The organism is Streptococcus suis YS56 (assembly GCF_000440115.1).
Taxonomy (GTDB): Bacteria; Bacillota; Bacilli; order Lactobacillales; family Streptococcaceae; genus Streptococcus; species Streptococcus suis_L.
Genome location: NZ_ALMY01000012.1, coordinates 1 through 21,217, shown reverse-complemented (window position 1 = coordinate 21,217; position 21,217 = coordinate 1). Strand labels below are relative to the sequence as shown.

22 protein-coding genes are annotated in these 21,217 nt (G+C 41.2%); 21 read left to right on the top strand and 1 reads right to left on the bottom strand.

Features of this window, described 5'->3' with window-relative positions:
* Positions 1-24 precede the first annotated feature (24 nt).
* The 21 genes from SST62_RS0101750 to SST62_RS0101650 all read left to right on the top strand — a co-directional run bounded on the left by SST62_RS0101750 (position 25) and on the right by SST62_RS0101650 (position 20,327).
* Positions 25-1,233 carry a phage portal protein gene (locus SST62_RS0101750; RefSeq protein ID WP_029186070.1) on the top strand — a complete coding sequence of 403 codons (1,209 nt, stop codon included), beginning with the start codon at positions 25-27 and terminating at the stop codon, positions 1,231-1,233.
* Entirely contained in the window at positions 1,187-1,987 is an 801-nt protein-coding gene (locus SST62_RS0101745; RefSeq protein ID WP_029186069.1) for a head maturation protease, ClpP-related, read from the top strand. The genes SST62_RS0101750 and SST62_RS0101745 overlap by 47 nt, the downstream gene beginning before the upstream one ends.
* A gap of 11 nt (positions 1,988-1,998) precedes the next feature.
* Positions 1,999-3,138 carry a phage major capsid protein gene (locus tag SST62_RS0101740; RefSeq protein ID WP_029186068.1) on the top strand — a complete coding sequence of 380 codons (1,140 nt, stop codon included), beginning with the start codon at positions 1,999-2,001 and terminating at the stop codon, positions 3,136-3,138.
* Positions 3,139-3,144: 6 nt separating this feature from the next.
* Positions 3,145-3,324, top strand: coding sequence for a hypothetical protein (locus SST62_RS0101735; protein ID WP_029186067.1), 180 nt, complete (start codon positions 3,145-3,147; stop codon positions 3,322-3,324).
* Between the two features lie 2 nt (positions 3,325-3,326).
* A complete protein-coding gene (locus SST62_RS0101730; protein ID WP_029186066.1) occupies positions 3,327-3,632 on the top strand; it encodes a phage head-tail connector protein in 306 nt (101 codons plus the stop codon).
* Complete coding sequence (locus SST62_RS1000000112850) at positions 3,619-4,029, top strand: hypothetical protein (protein WP_029186065.1); 411 nt, start codon at positions 3,619-3,621, stop codon at positions 4,027-4,029. Before SST62_RS0101730 ends, SST62_RS1000000112850 begins: the two co-directional genes overlap by 14 nt.
* A gap of 2 nt (positions 4,030-4,031) precedes the next feature.
* Positions 4,032-4,457 carry a hypothetical protein gene (locus tag SST62_RS0101720; protein WP_029186064.1) on the top strand — a complete coding sequence of 142 codons (426 nt, stop codon included), beginning with the start codon at positions 4,032-4,034 and terminating at the stop codon, positions 4,455-4,457.
* Complete coding sequence (locus tag SST62_RS0101715) at positions 4,454-4,834, top strand: hypothetical protein (RefSeq protein ID WP_029186063.1); 381 nt, start codon at positions 4,454-4,456, stop codon at positions 4,832-4,834. The genes SST62_RS0101720 and SST62_RS0101715 overlap by 4 nt, the downstream gene beginning before the upstream one ends.
* Before the next feature lie 15 nt (positions 4,835-4,849).
* Positions 4,850-5,419 (top strand): major tail protein, encoded by a 570-nt coding sequence (locus SST62_RS0101710; RefSeq protein WP_029186062.1) that lies wholly within the window; start codon positions 4,850-4,852, stop codon positions 5,417-5,419.
* Positions 5,420-5,471: 52 nt separating this feature from the next.
* Positions 5,472-5,816 (top strand): phage tail assembly chaperone G, encoded by a 345-nt coding sequence (gpG, locus tag SST62_RS0101705; RefSeq protein WP_029177014.1) that lies wholly within the window; start codon positions 5,472-5,474, stop codon positions 5,814-5,816.
* 14 nt (positions 5,817-5,830) lie between these two features.
* Positions 5,831-5,977, top strand: coding sequence for a hypothetical protein (locus tag SST62_RS1000000112565; protein WP_153309592.1), 147 nt, complete (start codon positions 5,831-5,833; stop codon positions 5,975-5,977).
* A 9-nt stretch (positions 5,978-5,986) separates the two neighbouring features.
* The gene (locus SST62_RS0101695) at positions 5,987-10,285 is read left to right on the top strand and encodes a phage tail tape measure protein (RefSeq protein WP_029186061.1); all 4,299 of its coding nucleotides are present in this window, start codon (positions 5,987-5,989) and stop codon (positions 10,283-10,285) included.
* Entirely contained in the window at positions 10,282-11,757 is a 1,476-nt protein-coding gene (locus SST62_RS0101690; RefSeq protein WP_029186060.1) for a distal tail protein Dit, read from the top strand. The genes SST62_RS0101695 and SST62_RS0101690 overlap by 4 nt, the downstream gene beginning before the upstream one ends.
* On the top strand, positions 11,757-15,395 hold the full coding sequence (locus SST62_RS0101685; RefSeq protein WP_029186059.1) for a phage tail spike protein: 3,639 nt from the start codon (positions 11,757-11,759) through the stop codon (positions 15,393-15,395). The genes SST62_RS0101690 and SST62_RS0101685 overlap by 1 nt, the downstream gene beginning before the upstream one ends.
* Before the next feature lie 19 nt (positions 15,396-15,414).
* Positions 15,415-17,457 carry a DUF859 family phage minor structural protein gene (locus SST62_RS0101680; protein WP_029186058.1) on the top strand — a complete coding sequence of 681 codons (2,043 nt, stop codon included), beginning with the start codon at positions 15,415-15,417 and terminating at the stop codon, positions 17,455-17,457.
* 12 nt (positions 17,458-17,469) lie between these two features.
* A complete protein-coding gene (locus SST62_RS0101675; RefSeq protein WP_029186057.1) occupies positions 17,470-17,904 on the top strand; it encodes a DUF1366 domain-containing protein in 435 nt (144 codons plus the stop codon).
* A gap of 19 nt (positions 17,905-17,923) precedes the next feature.
* Positions 17,924-18,079 (top strand): hypothetical protein, encoded by a 156-nt coding sequence (locus tag SST62_RS1000000112560; protein ID WP_153309049.1) that lies wholly within the window; start codon positions 17,924-17,926, stop codon positions 18,077-18,079.
* Between the two features lie 3 nt (positions 18,080-18,082).
* The gene (locus tag SST62_RS1000000111835) at positions 18,083-18,499 is read left to right on the top strand and encodes a hypothetical protein (protein ID WP_029186056.1); all 417 of its coding nucleotides are present in this window, start codon (positions 18,083-18,085) and stop codon (positions 18,497-18,499) included.
* Between the two features lies 1 nt (position 18,500).
* Positions 18,501-18,851 carry a phage holin gene (locus SST62_RS0101660; RefSeq protein ID WP_029186055.1) on the top strand — a complete coding sequence of 117 codons (351 nt, stop codon included), beginning with the start codon at positions 18,501-18,503 and terminating at the stop codon, positions 18,849-18,851.
* Complete coding sequence (locus tag SST62_RS0101655) at positions 18,835-19,554, top strand: CHAP domain-containing protein (protein WP_029186054.1); 720 nt, start codon at positions 18,835-18,837, stop codon at positions 19,552-19,554. Before SST62_RS0101660 ends, SST62_RS0101655 begins: the two co-directional genes overlap by 17 nt.
* 257 nt (positions 19,555-19,811) lie before the next feature.
* A complete protein-coding gene (locus tag SST62_RS0101650) occupies positions 19,812-20,327 on the top strand; it encodes a hypothetical protein (RefSeq protein ID WP_029186053.1) in 516 nt (171 codons plus the stop codon).
* Between the two features lie 162 nt (positions 20,328-20,489).
* Here the strand turns inward: SST62_RS0101650 and SST62_RS0101645 are convergent, their stop codons facing one another.
* Positions 20,490-20,681 (bottom strand): helix-turn-helix domain-containing protein, encoded by a 192-nt coding sequence (locus SST62_RS0101645; RefSeq protein WP_029186052.1) that lies wholly within the window; start codon positions 20,679-20,681, stop codon positions 20,490-20,492.
* Positions 20,682-21,217: the final 536 nt, after the last annotated feature.

The window sequence follows — 21,217 nt, the reverse complement described above, 5'->3', positions numbered from 1 at the left end:
AAGTTCGCTAGAACGGAGGTATCTGTGGGACTATTAGATGTTTTTACATTCAAAAAATCCGCATCTTTTGATGAGTCTTTAGGTGACGATGGAGAGATAAAGGAAATTAGTCAGAATATCGCATTGAAATCTGCGGCTCTTTCAAAAGTCGCTAACTATGTTGGCAGGAGTCTTTCTAAAGCGAAGTTTGTACTGAAAGGTGTAGATGCAAGTAATTATTCTGATTGGCTTTATTTGTTGAATGTCTGCCCTAATCCAAATCAGTCTGCTTCAGAATTTCTTTCTGAGATTGGAAAAAAATTAATCAAGGATGGCGAGGTATTACTGGTAGTTGTCGATGGGAAACTTTATGTTGCTGAATCATATTCGACTGAAGAAACCAGTTTGAAAGGAAATCGTTATCGTGTTAGTACGATCCAAGGGATGACGGTTGATGATGTTTTTGAACACGATAAGGTTATTTTTATCGAGAATGAAAATGATTCTTTAGCTACTTTTACCGAACAATTATGGACAGACTACGGCGAATTGCTTGGTCGGTTGATTAATCGTCAGAAGACTGCTAATCAGATTCGCTTTACTCTAGGTCTTCCAAAAGATAAGGTCAGAGAAAAAGCCCAGGAGCTTGCTGACGGTAAGGGAAAACAAAATGTGCAGGAAAAATTCTTCCAACGTGTTGTTGAGAGGATTAAAAAAGATTCTGTAGTTGCGATTCCTTTAAATAAAGATGGTGCGTATAACGAGTATTCGAATCGCTATTCCTCTAAAGCTTCTTTTGTTGATGATATCAAACAGGTTAAGAACCAGTACATTGATGATGTTTGTGAAATGGTAGGCATCCCGCCTGCTCTAATTCACGGAGAATTGGCTGATAATCAGAAAAATCATGAACAGATGATAGAGGTGGTTATTGAACCAATCATTAGAAAGCTGATTGATGGATTGCAGGTTGCTATATTCTCCGAGGGGCAATACGCCGAGGGAAACTATATCAAGGCTACTGGTCTTCTTCGTCGTGATTTGTTTGATATTGCTGCAAGTGGGGATAAATTAATCGCCGCTGGTTTAGCTATGGCAGATGAGATTCGGGAGGAAATTGGTCTAAGTCCGCTCCCTAACGGGCTTGGGCAACGTCTCTATATAACGAAGAATTATCTGGAACTTAGGGAGGAAGGAGGTACTAAGGATGACGATAGTGCAAATCAAGGGGCCAATCATTCCGAACAATCATAAGGATTTTTATGATGAATGGGGTATGGAATCAACTGCACCTAAAGATATAGTTTTGCCGGACAATGGCGAAGATATTGAGATTCATATTAATTCTGGTGGTGGGTCTGTGTTTGCTGGTAGTGAGATTTTCACTGCTTTGAAATCTTATTCGGGGAAAAAGGTTGTCAAGATTGTGGGGCTTGCTGCTAGTGCGGCTTCTGTTATTGCGATGGCTGGTGATGTGATTGAGATGAGCCCTACTGCTCAGATGATGATTCACAATGTTTCTTCTTTTGCAAGTGGAGATCATACCGCATTGCGTAAAGAGGCTGATGTCATTGAAGCGATGAATCAATCCATCGCAAATGCATATATTATCAAATCTGGTAAATCTATGGATGAACTTCTGGATTTAATGGGTGATACTACTTGGTTCACTGCTCAGAAGGCTGTCAGTTTTGGTTTGGCTGATTCGGTGATGTTTCAGGATGAATTACCTGAATTAGTAGCTTCAGAATCAACATATATTCCAGAAGGTGTTGTAAATAGTTTTTATTCGATGAAGAAACTATGCGAGTCGCAAGACAAGCTTATCAATACTGTATTGGAACGTCTGGATAAGGTTGAGGCAGAAAATAAGGAGCGTAAGGAACAGCCTGTGGCTCATGCTGAAATCGTAGTTGATGCTAATCAGATTGAAGATGCTGTTAAGAAAGTCATTGGGGCAGTAAAAGAAAATGAGGCGGTTTCGCCTTTTGCAAAATTTGTTTTATAGGAGTAAAAAATATGGTTATTGATTTAAAGGCAGTACCTAAGTATCGTGCTGCGGTTGGGAAATTAAGCGCTGAAATTTCTAATGGTGCAAGTCAGGAACGCCAAGAGGAACTTTTTAATGAGGCGTTCAATATTTTAGGTACTGAAATTAATGAAATGGCATCTGATAAGTTGGAAAAATTATTTAATTTCCGAGATGCCAATCGTACACTTTCAACGGCTGAGCTTAACTTTTTCAATGAGGTTGTGAACCCAGAGGACCCAGCAGGTGTGAAGACTGAAAAGCTCATTCCAGAAGAGATGATGATTCAAGTTTTTGATGAATTGAAAGAAGAACATGAACTTCTTTCTGTGATTAATTTCAAGACAACTGGTATCAATGCTAAAGCGTTGATTTCTGAAACAGATGGTGTTGCGGTTTGGGGAGAAATCTATAGCGAAATCAAAGGTCAGCTGAAACAAAAATTTGATGAAGTTGACTTTGGCATGAACAAATTAACGGCATTTGTTGTTCTTCCTAAAGATGCACTCAAATTCAGCTATAGCTGGTTGAAGCAATTTGTTATCGAACAAATTAAAGAGGCGATGGCTGTAGCATTGGAGTTAGCGATTGTCAAGGGTGATGGTTTTAAGCAACCTGTTGGTCTTATTAAGAAAATCGGTAAAGGTGATGAGGTTGTAAGAGATAAAGTCATTACTTATCCGACAGATAAGGATGCAATCGCTGATCTTTCTACAATCAACCCGGAAAATGCTCCTAAAATCTTGGCACCAGTCATGAAGTACTTATCAAAAAATGATAAGGATCGTCGCAAAAAAATTCGTGGGAAAGTTCGTATCTTGGTCAGCCCAGACGACCATTGGGATTTAGAGGCACGCTTCACGAAGTTGACAGATGGTGGTGCTTATGTAACAACAGTGCCTTACGGTATTAAATTTATCGAAACATTGGCATTAGAAAACGGTAAGGCGATTGCATTTGTGACAGACCGATATGATGCATTGATGGCCACCAATGGTTCACTTACTATTGAGGAGTTTGACCAGACTTTTGCTCTTGAAGATTGGATGCTTTACACAGCCAAAGGTTACTATTACGGAAAAGCTAAAGACAATCATGCATCTGCTGTGTTGACAGTCACAGGGGGGTAATTCCTGATGAAATCAGTAAAAATCAGGGTTATTAAGCCTTTTGGGGATTGGGAAGCTAACACAATTCGTCAGGTGGGGGATGTGTTTGAGGTGTCAAAGGAGCGGTTTGCTTCTTTGTCATCTCGGGTTCCTCCGGATTTTTATGAGGTGGTTAAGTCTTCAAAAACGAAGGATAAGGAGGAGTAGCGATGAAAAAAGCTGCTGAATATGCTGCTAGTAAACTTGAAAACTTTAAAGAGAGGATGCGAATCACTCATGAGAGCGAAGATGACAAGCTTATTAGAATGCTGACTTCCAGCGCTTTGGCTATTGCTACTTTGGTTGGAGCTAGTAGTTTTGACGATACGATAGAAGAACTAGTTTTGGAAAGGGCTATGTACCTATATCATGATTCGTTAGATGAATTTCAAAAGAATTATAGTGATGAAATTGAAATTCTATATCTTCGTAACATGATAATTGCAAATGAGGGAAGTGACGATGCTACGGAGTAGAAAATTTAAGCGTGAGACTACCCATAACGGCACGCTTAGAACCTTAGTTACGTTTAAACGGATGAAGGTTTCTGATGACTTCTATGAATCTAACGCAGAGACTGGAGAGAGTTTTTCTGCGTGGGGAGAAGTTCATGATGTCACTTTTCAAGATTTAGAGAGCTTGAAGGGGCGATTTTCTAAAAACGCCCTTGCTCTTGAATCTATCAAGTCTAAGGCAATAAAAGCTTATGCGACAGTTAAAATTAGAGACCCGTTGGAGGATTTCCAGCCTAAAAATTCGGACAAAGTCGTTATTCACGATGAACGTTTTAGCGGCAAGGAATGGGACGTTATCGACGTCCAACCAGACCTCTACAATCGTATGTATCTGGTGATATTTTTGGTTGGTAGTTGATTATGAGTGATTATCAAGTTACTGGTATGGAGCAGATTCTTCATGCGCTTGAGTCTCGTTTTGGCGAGGCGAATATGAGGCGTGTGACGAGTAAGGCGTTGCGTACGATTGCCAAGGATCATGTAGCTCCAGAAGTTGAGGTTATGGCTAGGTCTTTTGTTGATAAAGGAAATACTGTTCGCCAGATTGTCGTTGGGAATGTGTCTTTTGCGGATTACAATATCCCGAAAATTAAGGTTGGTTGGAAGCGTTCGGACCCTGGGGATAGTCCTCGGTGGAATATTGAACACTTGAATGAGATGGGATTTACCAGGAATGGGAAATTCTATCGTCCTAGAGGGTTTGGTAAGTTGCAAGGGGTCATCGATGAATTTGGGGAGCAATTTCCTAGGTTAGCTAGAGAGGAGTTAAAGGAGTTGATTGAATGAGCGATATGATGAGGCGTATTGCTGATTTGTTGAAACAACAGCCTGAATTGGTTGGTGTTGCTGTCAAACCATACTATCGTCCAGAATCTCTAGATGCATCCAAACCAAGTCTAGCCATTGTTCCAATGGCGCCTCCCAAACAATCTAGTTTTGGGAGTGATAGAGCTCTTCAGAAAGAGTTGACCTATCAGATGAATATTGAGGCGAGTAGCAAATCAAAGGTAACGGAGATAGCTTTAGCTGTCGAAAGGGTCTTAAATGAACTAGGGTTTGTTCAGTTAAATGGTGGTCTTGATGAGTATTTTATCGAGACAAAAAGGTATGTTGATGCAAGGCGTTATCGAGGACGATCGTCCTTGTACGATGTTGATTATTAGAAGGAGAAGAAGTATATGACAATGATTGGTTTTGAATCAATTGAGATTCGGGTACTAGATGAAGGGGAACCTGTCAAAGATGCGAATGTTTTTGTACTAGATGGTACCCAAGATAAAGGTGCGACGAAGAAGGCTGATATTACTGGATTGACCAGTGAGATTATCAAAACATTTGGTTCTAACTCGGTGTATCACACTAATGCAAAGGGTGTAGGAGATATTTCTGTGGGCCTTGAATTGGTAGATATTCCATTCAAGGTGCAGAATGAGATTCTTGGTCGTAAAAAGGTTGATGGTCTGACATCAATTGGTGTGGATACAGAGGCGCCACTATGCTCGTTGGTAATTTGGTCACATGATGGAAAGGGACAAAAAATTGGCATCGGTTTCTACAAAGGTCGTTTCTCTATGGAGGCTATTGGTGTGGAAACCAAGGAAAAAGATAATAAAGAGTTGCCTACAGAGAAGTTGACCTTCGTGCCTATGGCTAGTGATGATAGCAAAACAAAAGGGACCTATGTGTCATTCGCTACAACTGACGAGGAAGTTACTAAGCTACGTCAAAACCTTAAAATCGCTGCTTAATTTCAGGGGGCGGGGAATCCCCGTCTCCTATTTTTATTGAAAGGAAAACGATATGGCAAAACTTGAATTAACATTACATGGTGAGAACGGCTATGAAAAAGTGATTAGGGAGAACCATGTTTCTGGCCAGAAGTTGCTGGATTATCTGAAAATGCTTGAAGAATTTGAGAAGAAATCTGGCAAGATGACTGCTTATGATTTTATCACTAGGAAAGTGGAATTTTTAGCTAGTTTGTTCACTACAGAAGTGGTTAGTCCTGAGGATATTCTGAAAGGTGTTCCGTCTTGGGATTTGGTTCGGACTGTTGATGATTTGCTGGATAAGGCGATGGGAGCAAAGGGTGATGACCCAAAGCTAGAAAGCTCTCTCTCAAAGAAACTAGAGACAGATACCTAACGTTTGTTAGAGACTTGGTAGCTAGTCAGTCGGGCTTTTCTCTAAGCGATGTTTTGGAGGCTGATTTTGAAACTATTTTGTCTATTTTATCAGCCAAGACGGAAGAAAAAGAAGAAGTCATGAGCATGGAAATGTTTATGAATCAATGTTCGATCAATTAGGAGGATAGAATGGCGGGTAATGGTACTCCATTAGGACAAATGGTCATTGAGCTGAACTTGGATGCAACCAAAGTTGGTGATTCGATGTCTCGTGTGAAGAATCAGCTCAAGAATTTTGAAAAGCAAGTGAGGGCTCAGAAGGGGCTTTCTGATTATTACAAAACGGGTAGTGATGCTGCTAAGGCTTTTTCTAAACAAAAAGAAGTTCTGAATAAAGCTATTCAAACTCAGTCACAAGTTTTGTCCAAACTAAATTCTGAATACGAAAAAGAAGTGGAAGCTAATGGCAAGATGTCTAAGAAAGCGCAAAGGTTGGCTGGGGACATCGAGAGTGCCAACACTAAGATGGCTGATTATCATAAGCAGTTAAAAGAGGTCTATTCTACTGAAGCTCGATATGAACAAGAACGGTTGGATGCTATTGATAAGAGGCGTTTAGCTATTGAACAGCAACAACAAGCTGAGGTTGCAGCTGCTGAAAAATTGAGAAAAGAGATGGAGCAGCAAGAAAAAGCTCGTAGAGATAATTTCGTGAATACAAGGGAAGATTATCTCAAGCAAGCTGAGTTGCAAGGGAAAATTGCGGAGATTTTCAAAAAAGGTTCAGAAGCGAGCGAGGCTTATTCAAATCAGAGTAAGGCTTTGAACGATGCAATCAAAACGCATTCTCAATATCTTGTTCAGCTTGAGTCTGATTATAATGCAGAAACGAAAGCAAAGGGAGATTCGACAGAAAAAGCCAAGGCTCTTCATCGTGAATTACAGATTGGTAAGGCTCAACTACAGTTATACAAGGAAGGGCTAAAAGAGGTTGGGAAGCAATCTTTTCTTGCTAGTTCGAAGTTGAATTTGTTTAGTGATAAGCTGATGAACTTTAGTGAGAAGGCTAAGGTGTTTGAGAGTGGGTTGAATGGTATTTCTCAGCGGACACAAGCGCTTTCACTGGCTATTTTTGGGGGTATGACACTCTCTGCCAAGGCAGCTATGGATTTTGAATCTGCATTTGCTGGTGTGAAGAAGACGGTTGATGAGACTCAGGATTGGTCTTATGAGAGGTTGTCCAATGAGATTCGGATGATGAGTCAGGAGCTCCCTGCTTCGGCTGTTGAGATTTCGAAGGTTGCGGAGGCTGCTGGTCAGTTAGGGATTAAGACTGAGGATATTATTGGTTTTACTCGTGTCATGATCGATATGGGTGAGTCTACGAATATGTCTGCGGAAGAGGCTTCGGTTGCGCTTGCGAAATTTAAAAATATCACTGGTATGCCGACGGAGGATTTCAAGAAGCTGGGGAATGTGATTGTTCAGCTGGGTAACAATATGGCTACGACTGAGCAGGATATTGTTGATATGGGTCTTCGTTTGGCTTCTTCTGGTAAGTTGGCTGGTTTGACTGAGGCGCAGATTATGGCGTTGGCGGCTACTTTGTCTTCTGTTGGTATGGAGGCTGAGGCTGGTGGTTCTGCTATGAGTCGTGTGATGCAGAAAATGAATACGGCTGTTGCTGAGGGCGAGGATGCTTTGGGGCAATTTGCTGCTGTTGCTGGAATGTCTGCGGAGGAGTTTGCTGCTAAGTGGAAGGCTGAACCTCAAAATGCGATTGTTGATTTCTTAAATGGTCTTCGTCGCATCAAAGAAGAAGGTGGAGATGTTACGCAAACCTTGAAGAATATGAAGATTAGCAATATCCGTGATATTGATAGTTTGCAACGTCTTGCCGGTGCTGGGGAACTGCTCGCTAAAACTCTTGGTATGGCAAATAAAGAGTGGGCAAGCGGGAACGCTTTACAAACGGAGGCACAGAAACGTTACGAGACAACCGAGAGTAAATTGAAGATGGCTCGTAATAAGTTGAACGATATTGCCATTACCTTGGGTGGTCCTTTGTTGGATGCGTTTCTGGATGTTTTAGATGCTTCTGAACCTTTGATTGATGATGTTGCAAGCTTGGCAAAAGGATTCGCTGAACTGGATAAGGGAACTCAGCGTAATATCATCAACATGGCTTTGATGGTTGGCGCAATTTCGCCGGTTTCTAAGGTTTTGGGTTCGACTATTGGGACTGTTGCTGATTTAACTGGTGGTATTGGTAAGTTAGGGAAGTGGATTTCGAATCTGCGTGCTGAGAAGGCTGGTGTGAATGCTATCAAGGAGTTAGGGGAACATTCTGCAACTGCTGCTGGTAGTGTCGGGTTATTAGGGAATCCGATTACTTGGGGTGCGATTGTTACTGGTGTTGCTTTGGCTGGTGTGAGTATTTTAGCTACTGAACTTGGGAATGCTTATCAGCGTACCAAAGAGTGGGGTACTGAGGTTGATAAGGTTCAGGCGGAGCAGTTATCTGAGTTCAAGGATAAGGTTGATGAGTCTACGAGGGCTGTTAGTCTTTTTGGTGAAAATGGTAAGAAGGATGTTGAGAGTGTCAAGCAGGCCTTTCAGGATTTGGTTGATGAAATCAATGGTTTGACGGATGAAAAGTTAGCTAAAGACCTTGAAATCGCTGAGAAACTTGGGCTGAGTGATGAGGTTGTTGCCTCGTTGAAAAAGAATGCAGAAGATACAAAAGTTTACACGCAACGGTTGAGCGATGAAGTGCTGGCTATCTATCAGCGTCATAAAGAGAATCATACTCAGCTAACAGAAGAGGAGAAGCAACTTGTTCTGGAGAAGCAAACTGAGTTGATTAATAAGCAGTTGGAGTTGATGGAATTTTCGAGTGAGGAGCGACTTGCTATCCAAAAAGCTATGAATGGGCAATTGGAGGACTTAAATAAAACTCAGATTCAACAAGTAGTTAACACCACTAAAAAATGGATGGATGATGAGAAGGCCGCTTATGAGGAACATCGCGACAACTTAATTAATCTTCGAAATAAAATCAAGGGTGATTCGGAAGAAGAGGTGGCGGCTCGTGAGGAAATCAATCGGCAATTAGAAGTGATGGAGGCAGACCATTTCGCCACCTTGGAGGCTTATAGGAGTAAGTACCTTGTTTCTTTGAAGGCTCTGTACGATAGGGAAAAAGAGTCGATGAAAGGAAATGAGAGTGGTCTTGCTGCACTTGAACAAAGTTATCGAACGCTTCTGGATGCGATGGGAATCTCTTGGGAAGACTTTGTAAATACTTCAACTGCTAGTACTGCCAAAGTAGTGGGAGATTACCAGTATCTCGGGCAGACCATTGAGGGGATGAGTCAAGAGGCGATTGATGCGAACTCTCGTTGGAGAGGGCTCGTTTGGGATGAGAAGCAAGCAAAATTGAAATCCAATGTTGAGGAAGAGTTGGTCAAGGCGACTCAATCTGAAGCTGGGTGGAATAATCTGCAATTCATCTTGAAGCATGCCACTATCAATAGCAATGCTCGAGAGATGATTTTGGAAGCTGTTGAGAAGACTGGCATATGGAATGCTTTAACTGTCAATGAGAAGGATTTAATCATCAACGGGAATCAGGCGATGATTGAGATTGCGACGAGTCAGGATTTGCTCAATCAGTGGAATGCTTTGACTCCAGCTCAGAAGCAGTTGTTGGCTGAGAACTTAACGGCGAATCCTGTCATTGATGCTCAGTGGGCCATTAATAATGTAAAACAAGATAAGCCGGTTGAAATTAAAGCCAGTGACCTGACTGGTGGTATTGTGAAGCAAGCTACACAAAGTATCAACTCTGTTCCAAATAGAGAGTTAACAATTAAGGCTTGGGATAATGCTTCTGGGACTGCATCATACGTACGTGACCAGATTAATTCCATTCCTAATTATAAGGAAGTTGTCTTAAGAGTTATTCAGAGGGGTGAAGTGCATAATCCTTTGAATGGTTATGCCGCGAACTTTACGGGTACTAACTTCCACCCTGGTGGTTTGGCTTTGGTCAATGACCAAATAGGACCTATGTATAAGGAATTAATCACGCTTCCTAGTGGCGAGAGCTTTATTCCGAATGGTCGTAATGTTCTTTTGGACCTGCCTAGAGGTTCGAAGGTTTTGAAGGCTAGTAGTACAGAGCGATTGATGGGACGTATGGGGATTCCCAACTATGCGGAGGGTATTGGTTTTCCAGAAGATGCTAGTTTATTTAAAGGATTGGAGCATTTTAATGCTTCGAATAATTCTGGTACAACCATCCATATTGATAATAGCAATGTTGTTGGTGTGCTTAGAGAAATTTTAACGTTCCTGACTATGGCTGATTTTACGATTAAACCTGCTGATGTTTATTTGGATAAGGCAAAGGTTGGTCAAATGGTTATGGAATTTCAGGATGATAGGAATTGGATTGAAAGTGCGATGAGAGGAGTAAGGCGATGAGTATCGTAACAATGACATTTAATGAGCATGATTTTTCGGATTTGATTGTTATCCACGATATTCGTCGTGATATTGGAAATGAAACTTCATTGACTTTAACGGATGGACCAAAGATTGGGGCAATTGTTACTGATAAAACAATTAATCCAAAATATATTGAAGTGGATTTCTCTATATGGGCAGAGGATAGAAATACCTTGAAGCGTAAACTTGCAAAGTATTTTGAAACGGATTCAGAAGCGAAGTTATTGTTTTCTGATGAGCCAAATGTTTACTACTTGGCAAGAAAGACAGGGAAAATTCCCACTAGAGAGGGAAGGGGATATTGGTCAACTGGGACGGTGACATTTTTGATTCCTGATGGGGTCGCTCATTCGACAACGTATCGGCGATTTGATAATCCCACTGTAAAATCAGATCGTTTGGCATTCCGTTTAAAAAATGATGGAACTACGGATGCCTTTCCGATTATTACTGTAAAACACAATTCTGAGAATGGTTATCTTGCTGCAGTAAATGCTAAGGGTGCTACAGCTATTGGAAATAGAGAGGAAGCTGACACTGTATCTGTTAAGCAGTCTGAGATGCTACTGGACTTTAGAGATTCAAAAATTGGCAATGCTTTAACTTCTGGCACTCCTAACATCGGAATCATGAATGACCAAAATGCAAATCCTGTATTCAGTGGCAGTATTCGGAAGGTTAATGTTTGGGGGCGCGACCATCTTGAATTAAACGGTCGTGGTTTTAGTTCTCTTACCTTGGATATTCCAAACGATAGTGCTGGTGGGGTTGGTTCTATCAATGATTACTTGTGGTGGAGGCAAATTTTTTGGCTTGGTGCTACAAATCAGTACGGAGCTATGAAAATTACGGTATCGGATACCAACGGTCAATTTTTATACGGTGTAGAAACATTTAAGAGAAGCAATGGGCTTGATTGTGAATATAATTTTATGGCTACCGATGGAAAAGGTGGCTACAACATGATTAAGCAATGGCGTTTTACAGGTACACATTGGGATTATCACAATCCTTTCAATGAACCTCGTGGCTGGTCTGATTTAAAGAGAAATGATGATAGGGTAATGGTCTATTGGTTTGGCACCTATAATGAGTTCTACATTCCTGAGATTAAAGGGAAAAAGTCTAAGAAAATCCATATTGCTTTCTCATCAATTGGGAACCATCCGATTGTATCACACATGTATCTGGATAGTTTCTACTACCGCAAGGATCATGTTAGCGTCGCTAAAGATATTCCAAATCGTTATCCAATTGGTTCTACGGTCGTTATTGATTGTGAGGATGACACTATAACCGTTGATGGCATGGATCGTTTTGGAGACCGTATTCAAGGTTCTTCGTGGTTGAAAATTCCGCCTGGAGAGAGTGAGTTAGAGATTTATTGTTCTAGCTGGATTAGAAATAAACCTACCGTGTCTATTCAATTTGAAGAGAGGTATCTATAATGCTTTTAACGATTCATGACATGAATTTACGCCAAGTCGCTTCAATTGATAACGATAAACAGGATGCCCTAAATTATATAAACGACAAGTGGACCAGGTATCTGGAAACGGGGTCATCCACTTTTGAATTTACGGTATTTAAACGTTCTCTGAAGAAAGATGCTGGATCGAAGCATGCTTATCATTACCTTAACAATAAGGCTTTTGTCTCGTTTGAATACGAGGGAGAGGTTCAATTATTTAAAGTTCGAAAAATTGTAGAAAACGAGAAAACAATCACTTGTTCTTGTGTCAATCTTAACCTGGAGCTAATTAACGAATACGCCAATCCTTTCAAATCGGAGCAACCAAAAACGTTTAAAGAGTATTGCGAGGCAATGGATTTACTGAATTTCACTTTGTTGACTATTGGTGTGAACGAGATTTCAGATAAACGAATTAAAGCTGAGTGGACAGGTCAAGATACAAAATTGGCACGTTTATTGAGTTTGGCAAATAAATTTGGTGCAGAACTTGAATTTAAAACTTACCTTAATGATGATTCTTCTATCAAGTCGTTTGTGGTAAATATCTATCATGAAAATGATGATACGCATCATGGTATTGGGCGTATCCATGCCAAACCATTGCGTTATGGAAAAGATTTTAAGAGTTTGATTCGAACGGTAGATAATACAAACATTTACAATGCCGTACGACCAACTGGAAAAGCTGAGAATGGCGATATTGTTACTATCGGTGGCATGGAGGCTTGGTCTGTAAATAACGAACATGGAGAGAGGGAGTTTTATCAACAAGGGGAACTTCTTTACGCTCCGTTATCTATGCAAATGTTTCCTTCTGCATTCACAAGCGGTACCATGGCTGACCAATGGATTCGAAAGGATATTACTGTTGATAGTGCCGATAAGAAAGTTATTCGAGCTACAGCTTATCGTGAACTGAAAAAACATGCTTATCCAGACGTGTCTTATGAGGTAGAGGGCTTTATTGATCGAGGGATTGGCGATACGGTCTTTGTATATGATGATGGATTTGCACCGACGCTTTTACTTCGAATGCGAGTGGTTGAGCAAGAGATTAGTTTTACTAATCCATCTAGCAATAGGACGAGGTTTGCTAATTTCAAGACGTTAGACAATCTGTTGCCTGATGATCTCCAAAAACGAATTGATGAATTATTTGAAGCGTCACAGCCATATCTTATCAAACTGGCTACTGATAATGGTGTTATTTTCAAGAATGGAACTGGTCAATCCATTGTGACGCCTACTCTTTACAAGGGCGGTAGACCAATAACTGCCAACGTGACTTGGCGCTGGTCTTTGGATGGTGCTGTTAAAACGGGGATGACCTACACTGTCCGTGGTGCAGATGTTACGGATACATCTACTTTGACGGTGGCAGCATACATAGGTAACGATGAGGTAGCTGTTGATGAGCTGACGTTTGTAAACGTATTGGATGGTCGAGATGGTGCAAAAGGCGAAAAAGGAGACCCTGGGCAAAGAGGAGCCGATGGACTTCCAGGTCGTGACGGAGTAGGTATTCGTTCAACTACCGTCACTTATGCTAGTTCAACCACTGGTGCCACTGCACCGACGACTGGTTGGACTGCGGCAGTTCCGACCGTTGCTCCTGGAAATTATCTTTGGACTAAGACGGTATGGACTTATACAGACGGCAACACGGAGACTGGCTACAATGTCTCTCGTATTGGTCGTGATGGTAATACTGGTCGAGATGGTATCGCAGGTAAGGACGGAGTAGGTATTCGTTCAACGACGATTACTTACGGAAAATCGACATCTGGCACAATTCAGCCAACGTCATGGACATCTCAGGTACCAAGCGTCCCCAATGGTCAATTTCTGTGGACAAAAACAGTTTGGGCATATACTGATAATACTAGCGAGACTGGTTACTCAGTGGCTAAGATGGGGGAGACAGGTGCGCAAGGTATCCAAGGGTTATCGTATCATCTATTCACAACAAACTATCAATACAATCAAACAAGCATATCTCAGTACAGTACGCCTGGTTATACAGGAACATGGGTAGTGAATGAGGATACTGGGTTAGTAAAAATTGGCGATACAGTCTCTATGTCTGTTTATCACACAAAAAAATTGGGCTTAGTATATATATTGGCAACTGTTAAAGCTATTGCCAGCGATAGAAGTTTGATTACTGTTTCTAAAGGTTTGATTGATAAAGGTGAGCAAGGTATCCCAGGAGAGAAAGGTGCTGATGGTCGTACTCAATATACCCATATTGCATACGCAGATAACGCAACTGGTGGCGGTTTTAGTCAGACAGACCAATCCAAAGCATACATCGGCATGTATCAAGACTTTAACGCTGCCAATAGCACTAATCCTGCAAGTTATCGTTGGTCTCCATGGAAAGGTAAGGATGGAAAAGATGGAGTTCCTGGACCTAAGGGAGCAGACGGGCGAACTCCGTACATTCATTGGGCTTACTCAGACAACGCAGACGGTACAGGTCTGACCACGTCTGATAATGGTCAGCGGTACATTGGACACTATTCGGACTATACCCAAGCTGATAGTACGGATAAGACAAAGTATCGCTGGGCGGATAGATGGGCGAGACTGAAATTAGAAGACAACCTTCTTCTCAACAGTTCATTTAATGCAAACTTGGACCAATGGCAAGGAAATGGAGTGACTATAGTTGATGGTAAAGCACGAATTACAGGAGAATTTAATAAAACTAAGACAATTTATCAAAGTATAAAATCTCAGACAGCTAATGACGATGTCAATCAAGTATATATAGCATCAATCTCAGTTAAGGTCACTAATTATGTCGCTGGTAGTATAAATCCATATCTTGCACTTTATTTAAGCGGTCGAAAAAACGATAGTGCAAATACATGGTTTGGTGGAACATATTTGACATCCAGTCGCTTAGATGTGGTCAATAATAGAGGAGTTGTGCAATTTGCGACTACCTTTAGGATAAACGTACCTCGAAACCAGATGAAGTCTCTTGATTTCTCTATCTATGCAAGAGATTTCACCGGGGAAGTGGAATTTGAAAAAGTCTCGCTCAGACGTGGGAATATTGATTTAGGCTGGCAGGCTTCTCCAGAAGACCTCCAAAACCAACTCAACTCAAAAGCGGACCAAGCATTGACGCAGGAGCAAATTAACGCCCTAAACGAGCGGGCAGGTATCATTCAAGCGGAGCTGGAAGCCAAAGCGAGTCTAGATACTGTAAACAATATCTTGAAACAAATCAAAGATATGAAAGAAGCCGACGAAGCTACATGGGCCAAGGTTGAAAAAGACTTAATAACTCACTTACAGCGTGTCATAAAAATTGAGACAAACCTAGGAGACCAAGCACAGCGCTGGAATGCGGTAGATACCTTTATGCAGGTCTCAAACGATGGATTGTCATTAGGCAAGGCAGACGGTAGCTCCAGCATGTTGTTTAGCCCAGATGGACGTATCACGATGTTTTCGAGTGGTACTCCAGTCATGTATGTGGATAAAGGGGTTATCCACATTGACAACGGTATCTTTTCAAAGACGGTTCAAATCGGACGATTCAGAGAAGAACAGTATCAAAATAATCCAGACATCAATGTTAAACGGTATGTTTGGTAGAAAGGGATAACTTGAAAGTATGGCAGTATTTAGATATTCAGGGAACTGGAGAGGTTTCCTAGAAGGCACATCATCCACCGTCAGTCAAGATATAAGCGGAAACAGTTCAGTAGTCAAGATTGATGTTTGGATAGGAATGGACACAGGGTGGAACATTGAGTTTGGTAATACTTACGGCAATACCGTCACCGTCACTTGTGATGGTCAATCTCAAACCCTTGCAGTTGGTCCACTATATCTGAACGGTTCTAAAAAATATTTGGGCTCAGTACAATTTCAAGTAGGTCACAATGCTGATGGGACAAAATCAGCAGGAATTAGCCTGAGTTCTAATATGAGCAATATCAGCTATGGAACTTTGAATTTTGGTAATGCTTCGGGGAACTGGGTTCATGGGCTGACCACAATCCCACGTTCCAGCTCTGTAAGTGTTAGCTCTGGGGTTATTGGTAGTGCACTTACTATCAACATCAACCGTCAAAGCTCTAGTTTTAAGCATACAGTACGCTATCATTGGGGAAATAAACAGGGGACAATAGCAACCAATGTAGATACATCCGCTACTTGGACTATTCCCCTTGATTTTGCGAACAACATCCCAAACGCAACAAGCGGGACTGGTACAATCTACGTTGATACCTACTCAGGTTCGACGAAAACAGGTACGCAGTCAACTACCTTCACAGCAAGCGTTCCAGATAGTATCAAGCCACGGCTGACTGGTTTTACACTATTAGACGGAAATACTGCCGCTAGGACGCTGATTCCAGGAGAACAACAGTTTGTGCAGATTGTTTCGAATATTGCTGTACATTTCGGACAAGCTACAGGTGCATACGGCTCGACCATCACAAGTTATCACGCAGAGATAGTCGGCAAGAATCAGTCTACTAGTCAAAATGGTGGTAGCTTAGGAATTATGAACTATCATGGTCAGGTTACTATACGAGCAAGGGTGACAGACAGTCGTGGTCGAACGAGTAACACGATAGAGCGAACTGTGACAGTGTTGGAATATTTTGCACCAGTTTTAAACTTTGGTGTGGAACGTTCGGGAGCGACATCGAGTACATTCTCTATCCTCAGAAACGCTCGTATTGCTCCGCTGACCGTTGGCGGCAGTCAACGGAACACAATGACTTTAACTTTTCGTGTAGCTCCAGCTGATAGCAATAATTACACGACAGACAACGGTCCAGCATCTGGTACTTTTACGACCTTGTCGAGCCTAACAAATTCACTGGCCAATCTATCAGGTACTTATTCTTCGGATAAGTCGTGGGATGTCATAGGAATACTTGAAGACAAGTTCACTCGCTCGGAGTTTAAAATCAAAGTTTCGACCGAAGCGGTAGTATTCAGCTATGAGAAGGGCAACCGCTTTGCGGTCGGTAAAATCGTAGATACTAACCTACCCAAGGGGTCTATAGAGTCAACTGGTGGATATTACTTGAATGGTCAGCCAATCCAGCAATATCAATTGACAAATGTCGAAGGAAATACTATCTACGCATACAATACAGATGTCAATACTCATGTTAACAATGGCACGCGCTGGATAAATCCAGGCTGTACAAACAGTCCTTTTCCTTCAAACTATGGCTGGATTGAAACATACAGAGCTACTACAGATATATTTCAGATTGCTAGGTCTTGGAGTGGCGGCTGGAAGGTGTACAGACGACATGCTAATAATTACAAGTCCTCAAATGGTTCTGCTACATGGTATCCTTGGGTTGAAATAACTCCCCAAACCAACCACACCAACCTCATCAATACAGGCTGGCAGTCAGCAGGGTATCCAGGTACTTATTACAAGCGTGTTGGGGATGTACTAACAATTAAGTACGATTTCACAGGTAACGGATCAACAATTAACATAGGGAGCATCCCAAGTGATATTTGGGTTGCGCCACAATCCTATATGTTAGTAATCGCTAAGTGGTCTATAAGCGGTTCTGATAACAGCCATGTCCAAATCAACCAAGGTACAGGAGCACTAAATGTTTTATCCACTGGTAACGGAATTGTGTATAGAGGTCAGTTAACTATTATGATTTAGAAAGGAAATACCATGAAGTTCAAATTTTTAACCAAGAACACGGAGTGGCTCGGGTCTTCTCCCCATCGAACTATTGTAGTTGTAGGGAACGAAGAGGGAGCAACTATTCCCTATGCATTTGATAAAGAAGCTATCAATTTGACAGATAGCGAGCTATTCGATATGGCTATGGAGAAAATGTATCAAGAAAATTTCCCAAACAGAGCAGAAGATGAGAAATTCAATGAAATTGGCAAGCGTCTTGCCAAGATTGATGATATTACCGAAGAAGCTACAAAGAATCTTGAAAAGGTTAAAGAGCAAGTAAAATTGTCCGCAGCTTCCCGTTCATCATTCTTGAAAATTACCGTCCTGCTCTATGAGAAAGGAATCCTTACCGATGAAGAACTTTTTGCGACAGGTATCTTTGATGATGAATCTGAAGATAGTCCTGAAACTGATATTTAATAAAGATAGGAGAATTGACATGATGATTAAATTATATGCTCTAGAAGTTATGGAAGGCAACATGAAGTGGAAGGATATTAAATTTAGTCCAATTATTAAGGACCGAATCAAAGCTTACATTCGCAAACTAGTTGAAGATGATGAAATCTTTAACGAATTGACTAAGGAAGGATAGCCTATGGTCGAAGAACCAAATCTTTTTATCCAAATTTTGCATGCGGCAACACCTTTCGCTGGAACATTAGTGACGGCGATTGGTGGGGTTGCCATCGCAAAGATTGGAGCGAACAATAAGAACGAACTAACGGCTATCAATGCTCGTCTAACGACTTTGCAAAAGGTTGCAGATGACAACAAGTCGACTGGTGAAGCGATTAAGTATGATGTCGAAAATCTCAAAACGAGTAGCCGTAGTAGTCGTCGTTATGTCCTCTATCGCGATTTGGACGCTGCCATCGAGCGAGGATGGACAACTCTTGAAGAACGTCGGGAAATCGCCAAGCTGTTTGAATCGTATAAGATTTTAGGCGGCAATGGCGAAATTGAAACTATGTATGGCATATATTGTGAGTTGCCATTGAAGAAGGAGAATTGATATGAATCAACTTACTGAACTTATTATTGGCTCGGCTACAGGTATTTTTGCTATTGTAGCCGGAATGATTGTCCATGAAGTCAAGAAGTATCTGATTGCAAAAGGTGGTAAGCGCGCAGTCGAAATCACAGAGATTTTGGCACGGAACGCCGTCAACGCAGTTGAACAGATTACAAAACTAGACCAAGAACATCATGTTGATAAACTAGACATGGCTAAACGTCGTGTAACAGATCAGCTTGCTAAATACAACATCTATATGACTGATACACAGTTGGAAACCTTTATTGAATCAGCTGTAAAACAGATGAATGATAGTTGGAAAGGAGAAGACAATGACAACAGTAAATGAAGTAGTCAATTTTGCTAAAGACCTAGCCAATCGTGGTCAAGGCGTAGACTATGATGGCTGGTACGGCAACCAGTGCGTCGATTTGCCTAACTGGATTTGTGGCAAATACTTTGGTAAAGCTCTTTGGGGCAATGCCATTGATTTGATTAAATCAGCCAAGCAACACGGATTTGAGGTGCATTACATGCCTACCTCAGAGCGTCCACGCCCGGGAGCTATCTTTGTCAAGAATTATTGGGCTGGCGATGGTATCAACTATGGGCATACTGGTCTGATTATCGGAGTCAGTGGCAATACTGCCCAAACTATCGAGCAGAACCTAGTTGGCAATCTGTCTGTCGGAGGTCCTGCTCAGTATTCTAGTCAGCAAATCAGCAATCTTGTTGGCTGGTTTTATCCACCTTACAGCGACTCTACTGCAGTGGTGACACAGGCAAGTAGTGGCAATCTCGGTAAGGTCAAAGACGAGCAGGGGACAATGACCGTTAAAGTATCTCTGCTCAATGTCCGAGACAAGCCTGGTCTAGACGGTAAAGTTGTAGCTACTTACACTTATGACGAGCAGTTTAATTATGATTCGGTCTATATTGCCGATGGATACATTTGGGTATCGTATGTTGGTCGTAGCGGTGTACGTCGTTATGTAGCGGCAGGCGAGGAGTCGAATCGGCGTAACGTGGTGCCTTATGGTACGTTTAAATAGATTTTCAGCCCAGCGGTTTGCTGGGCTTTTTTGATATTCAGTAAATTTTTCTTGACAAAATATAGAGATGTGTGGAATAATAATAGCGAACAGAAACGGTTTAAATACCTCCTTTCTATGTTCCGACATCGCTTGTCGTTAAATCCATGCCTTGTGGCAATGAGGGGGCGGAGGGACGCGCTCGTTAACAGAAGTATCCCATTGGAAATGCGTCCTGCCAATGTCCTGTTGGTAGGCTTTTTTTGTGGTAGGTGTAGATGAAGAGTAAGAGACTGAAACTTGGTCAAATTGATTTACAAATGTGTAAAGATTTCGATATTATCCAAGCTATGGATTACGATTTTCGAAGTAAGAAAATCTTGAATAAAGGTCGTGGTTTTGCGATTGTTTTGGTGCAAATCCAAGAATTGACTTTCCTTATTCCCCTGCGCAGCTATATGCCAAAAGGGTATCAGTTAAAGTATAAATTGCGTCCGTCAAACAGAGTAGGCTATGTCGAAGGATTGGATTTAGGGAAGTCTCTTATTTTGGAAGATAAGAAATATCTTTTGAATACTAACTTTCGATTGCGTGAGGTGACAGACTACTATAAGTTGATGGATAACGATAAAATGATTATCAACAAACTTATTAAAGTTATTATTGATTTTAATAAAGCTGTATCGGATAAGGATACTCACAAACTAACAGACCCTAAACGTTTTAAGTTCTCAACCTTTGTCAATTATAAAGAGCGTCTGAAAACTATTTCTGAGAAAGATTATTTAAAATAGTGATAACGAGTTCAGAAAGGCTCCTGACGCACTCGAGAGAGTACCTGAGATGTTGGATACGCCGCCCAACCGCTATCATTGTATTTCAAAGCCCCTCAGCGTTTGCTGGGGGCTATTTTCTATTGTGACGGACATTTTTGAAAATGTCTGTTGTAGCGGAATTTACTTATTCAGACTTTCATAATATGCAGTAATCTTTATCACTTTATCAAACGACATGCCGCCAATGTCAGTCCGACCTTTGACATAGTTTGCCAAGGTGGACTCAGAAAGACCTGTAGCTTGTGCAATTTGATAGCGTGAATGTGTCTGGAAGAAGTTCATCATTTCTTCCTTTGATAGTACTTGAATCATAGATACTCCTTATCTGAAAACCAACCAGAGTATCAATGCAATGAGCAATGACCACGCTAGGAAGGCTTTCCAGTCAAAACTGTGTTTATTTACTTTGTATTTTACTTTCATAACATTTTTTGATAATATTTAAGTACACCCCCGAAGGGGTGGATAGTGATTACTCACTATCCAATTCGATGTGCCACTCAATGGTTAGGATGATAAGGTTTAGTTTGATGACCAGCTTATCAGTTCTAATCTTGATTGGCTTTTTTAAGTACCTAAACATTTATTACTCCTTTCTGTTAGTTTCCTTGTCTAAGGTAACCTCCCCCTTACCTTATGCATCTATTATACCGTTATTTTTAGCAGTAGTCAAGTGTTTTTACAAACTTTTTTGAAATTTGTTAAAAAAGTTCTTGTCCAAAATTTGTCCAAAATGTCCCAAAAATGCTAGAAAAAAATAATAATGGTATAATAAAAAAAGGCTAATCTATGGTATTTTTTATCGCTATTATTTTCTACCAGTCACCCAAATATTCCCTCAGGGTGGA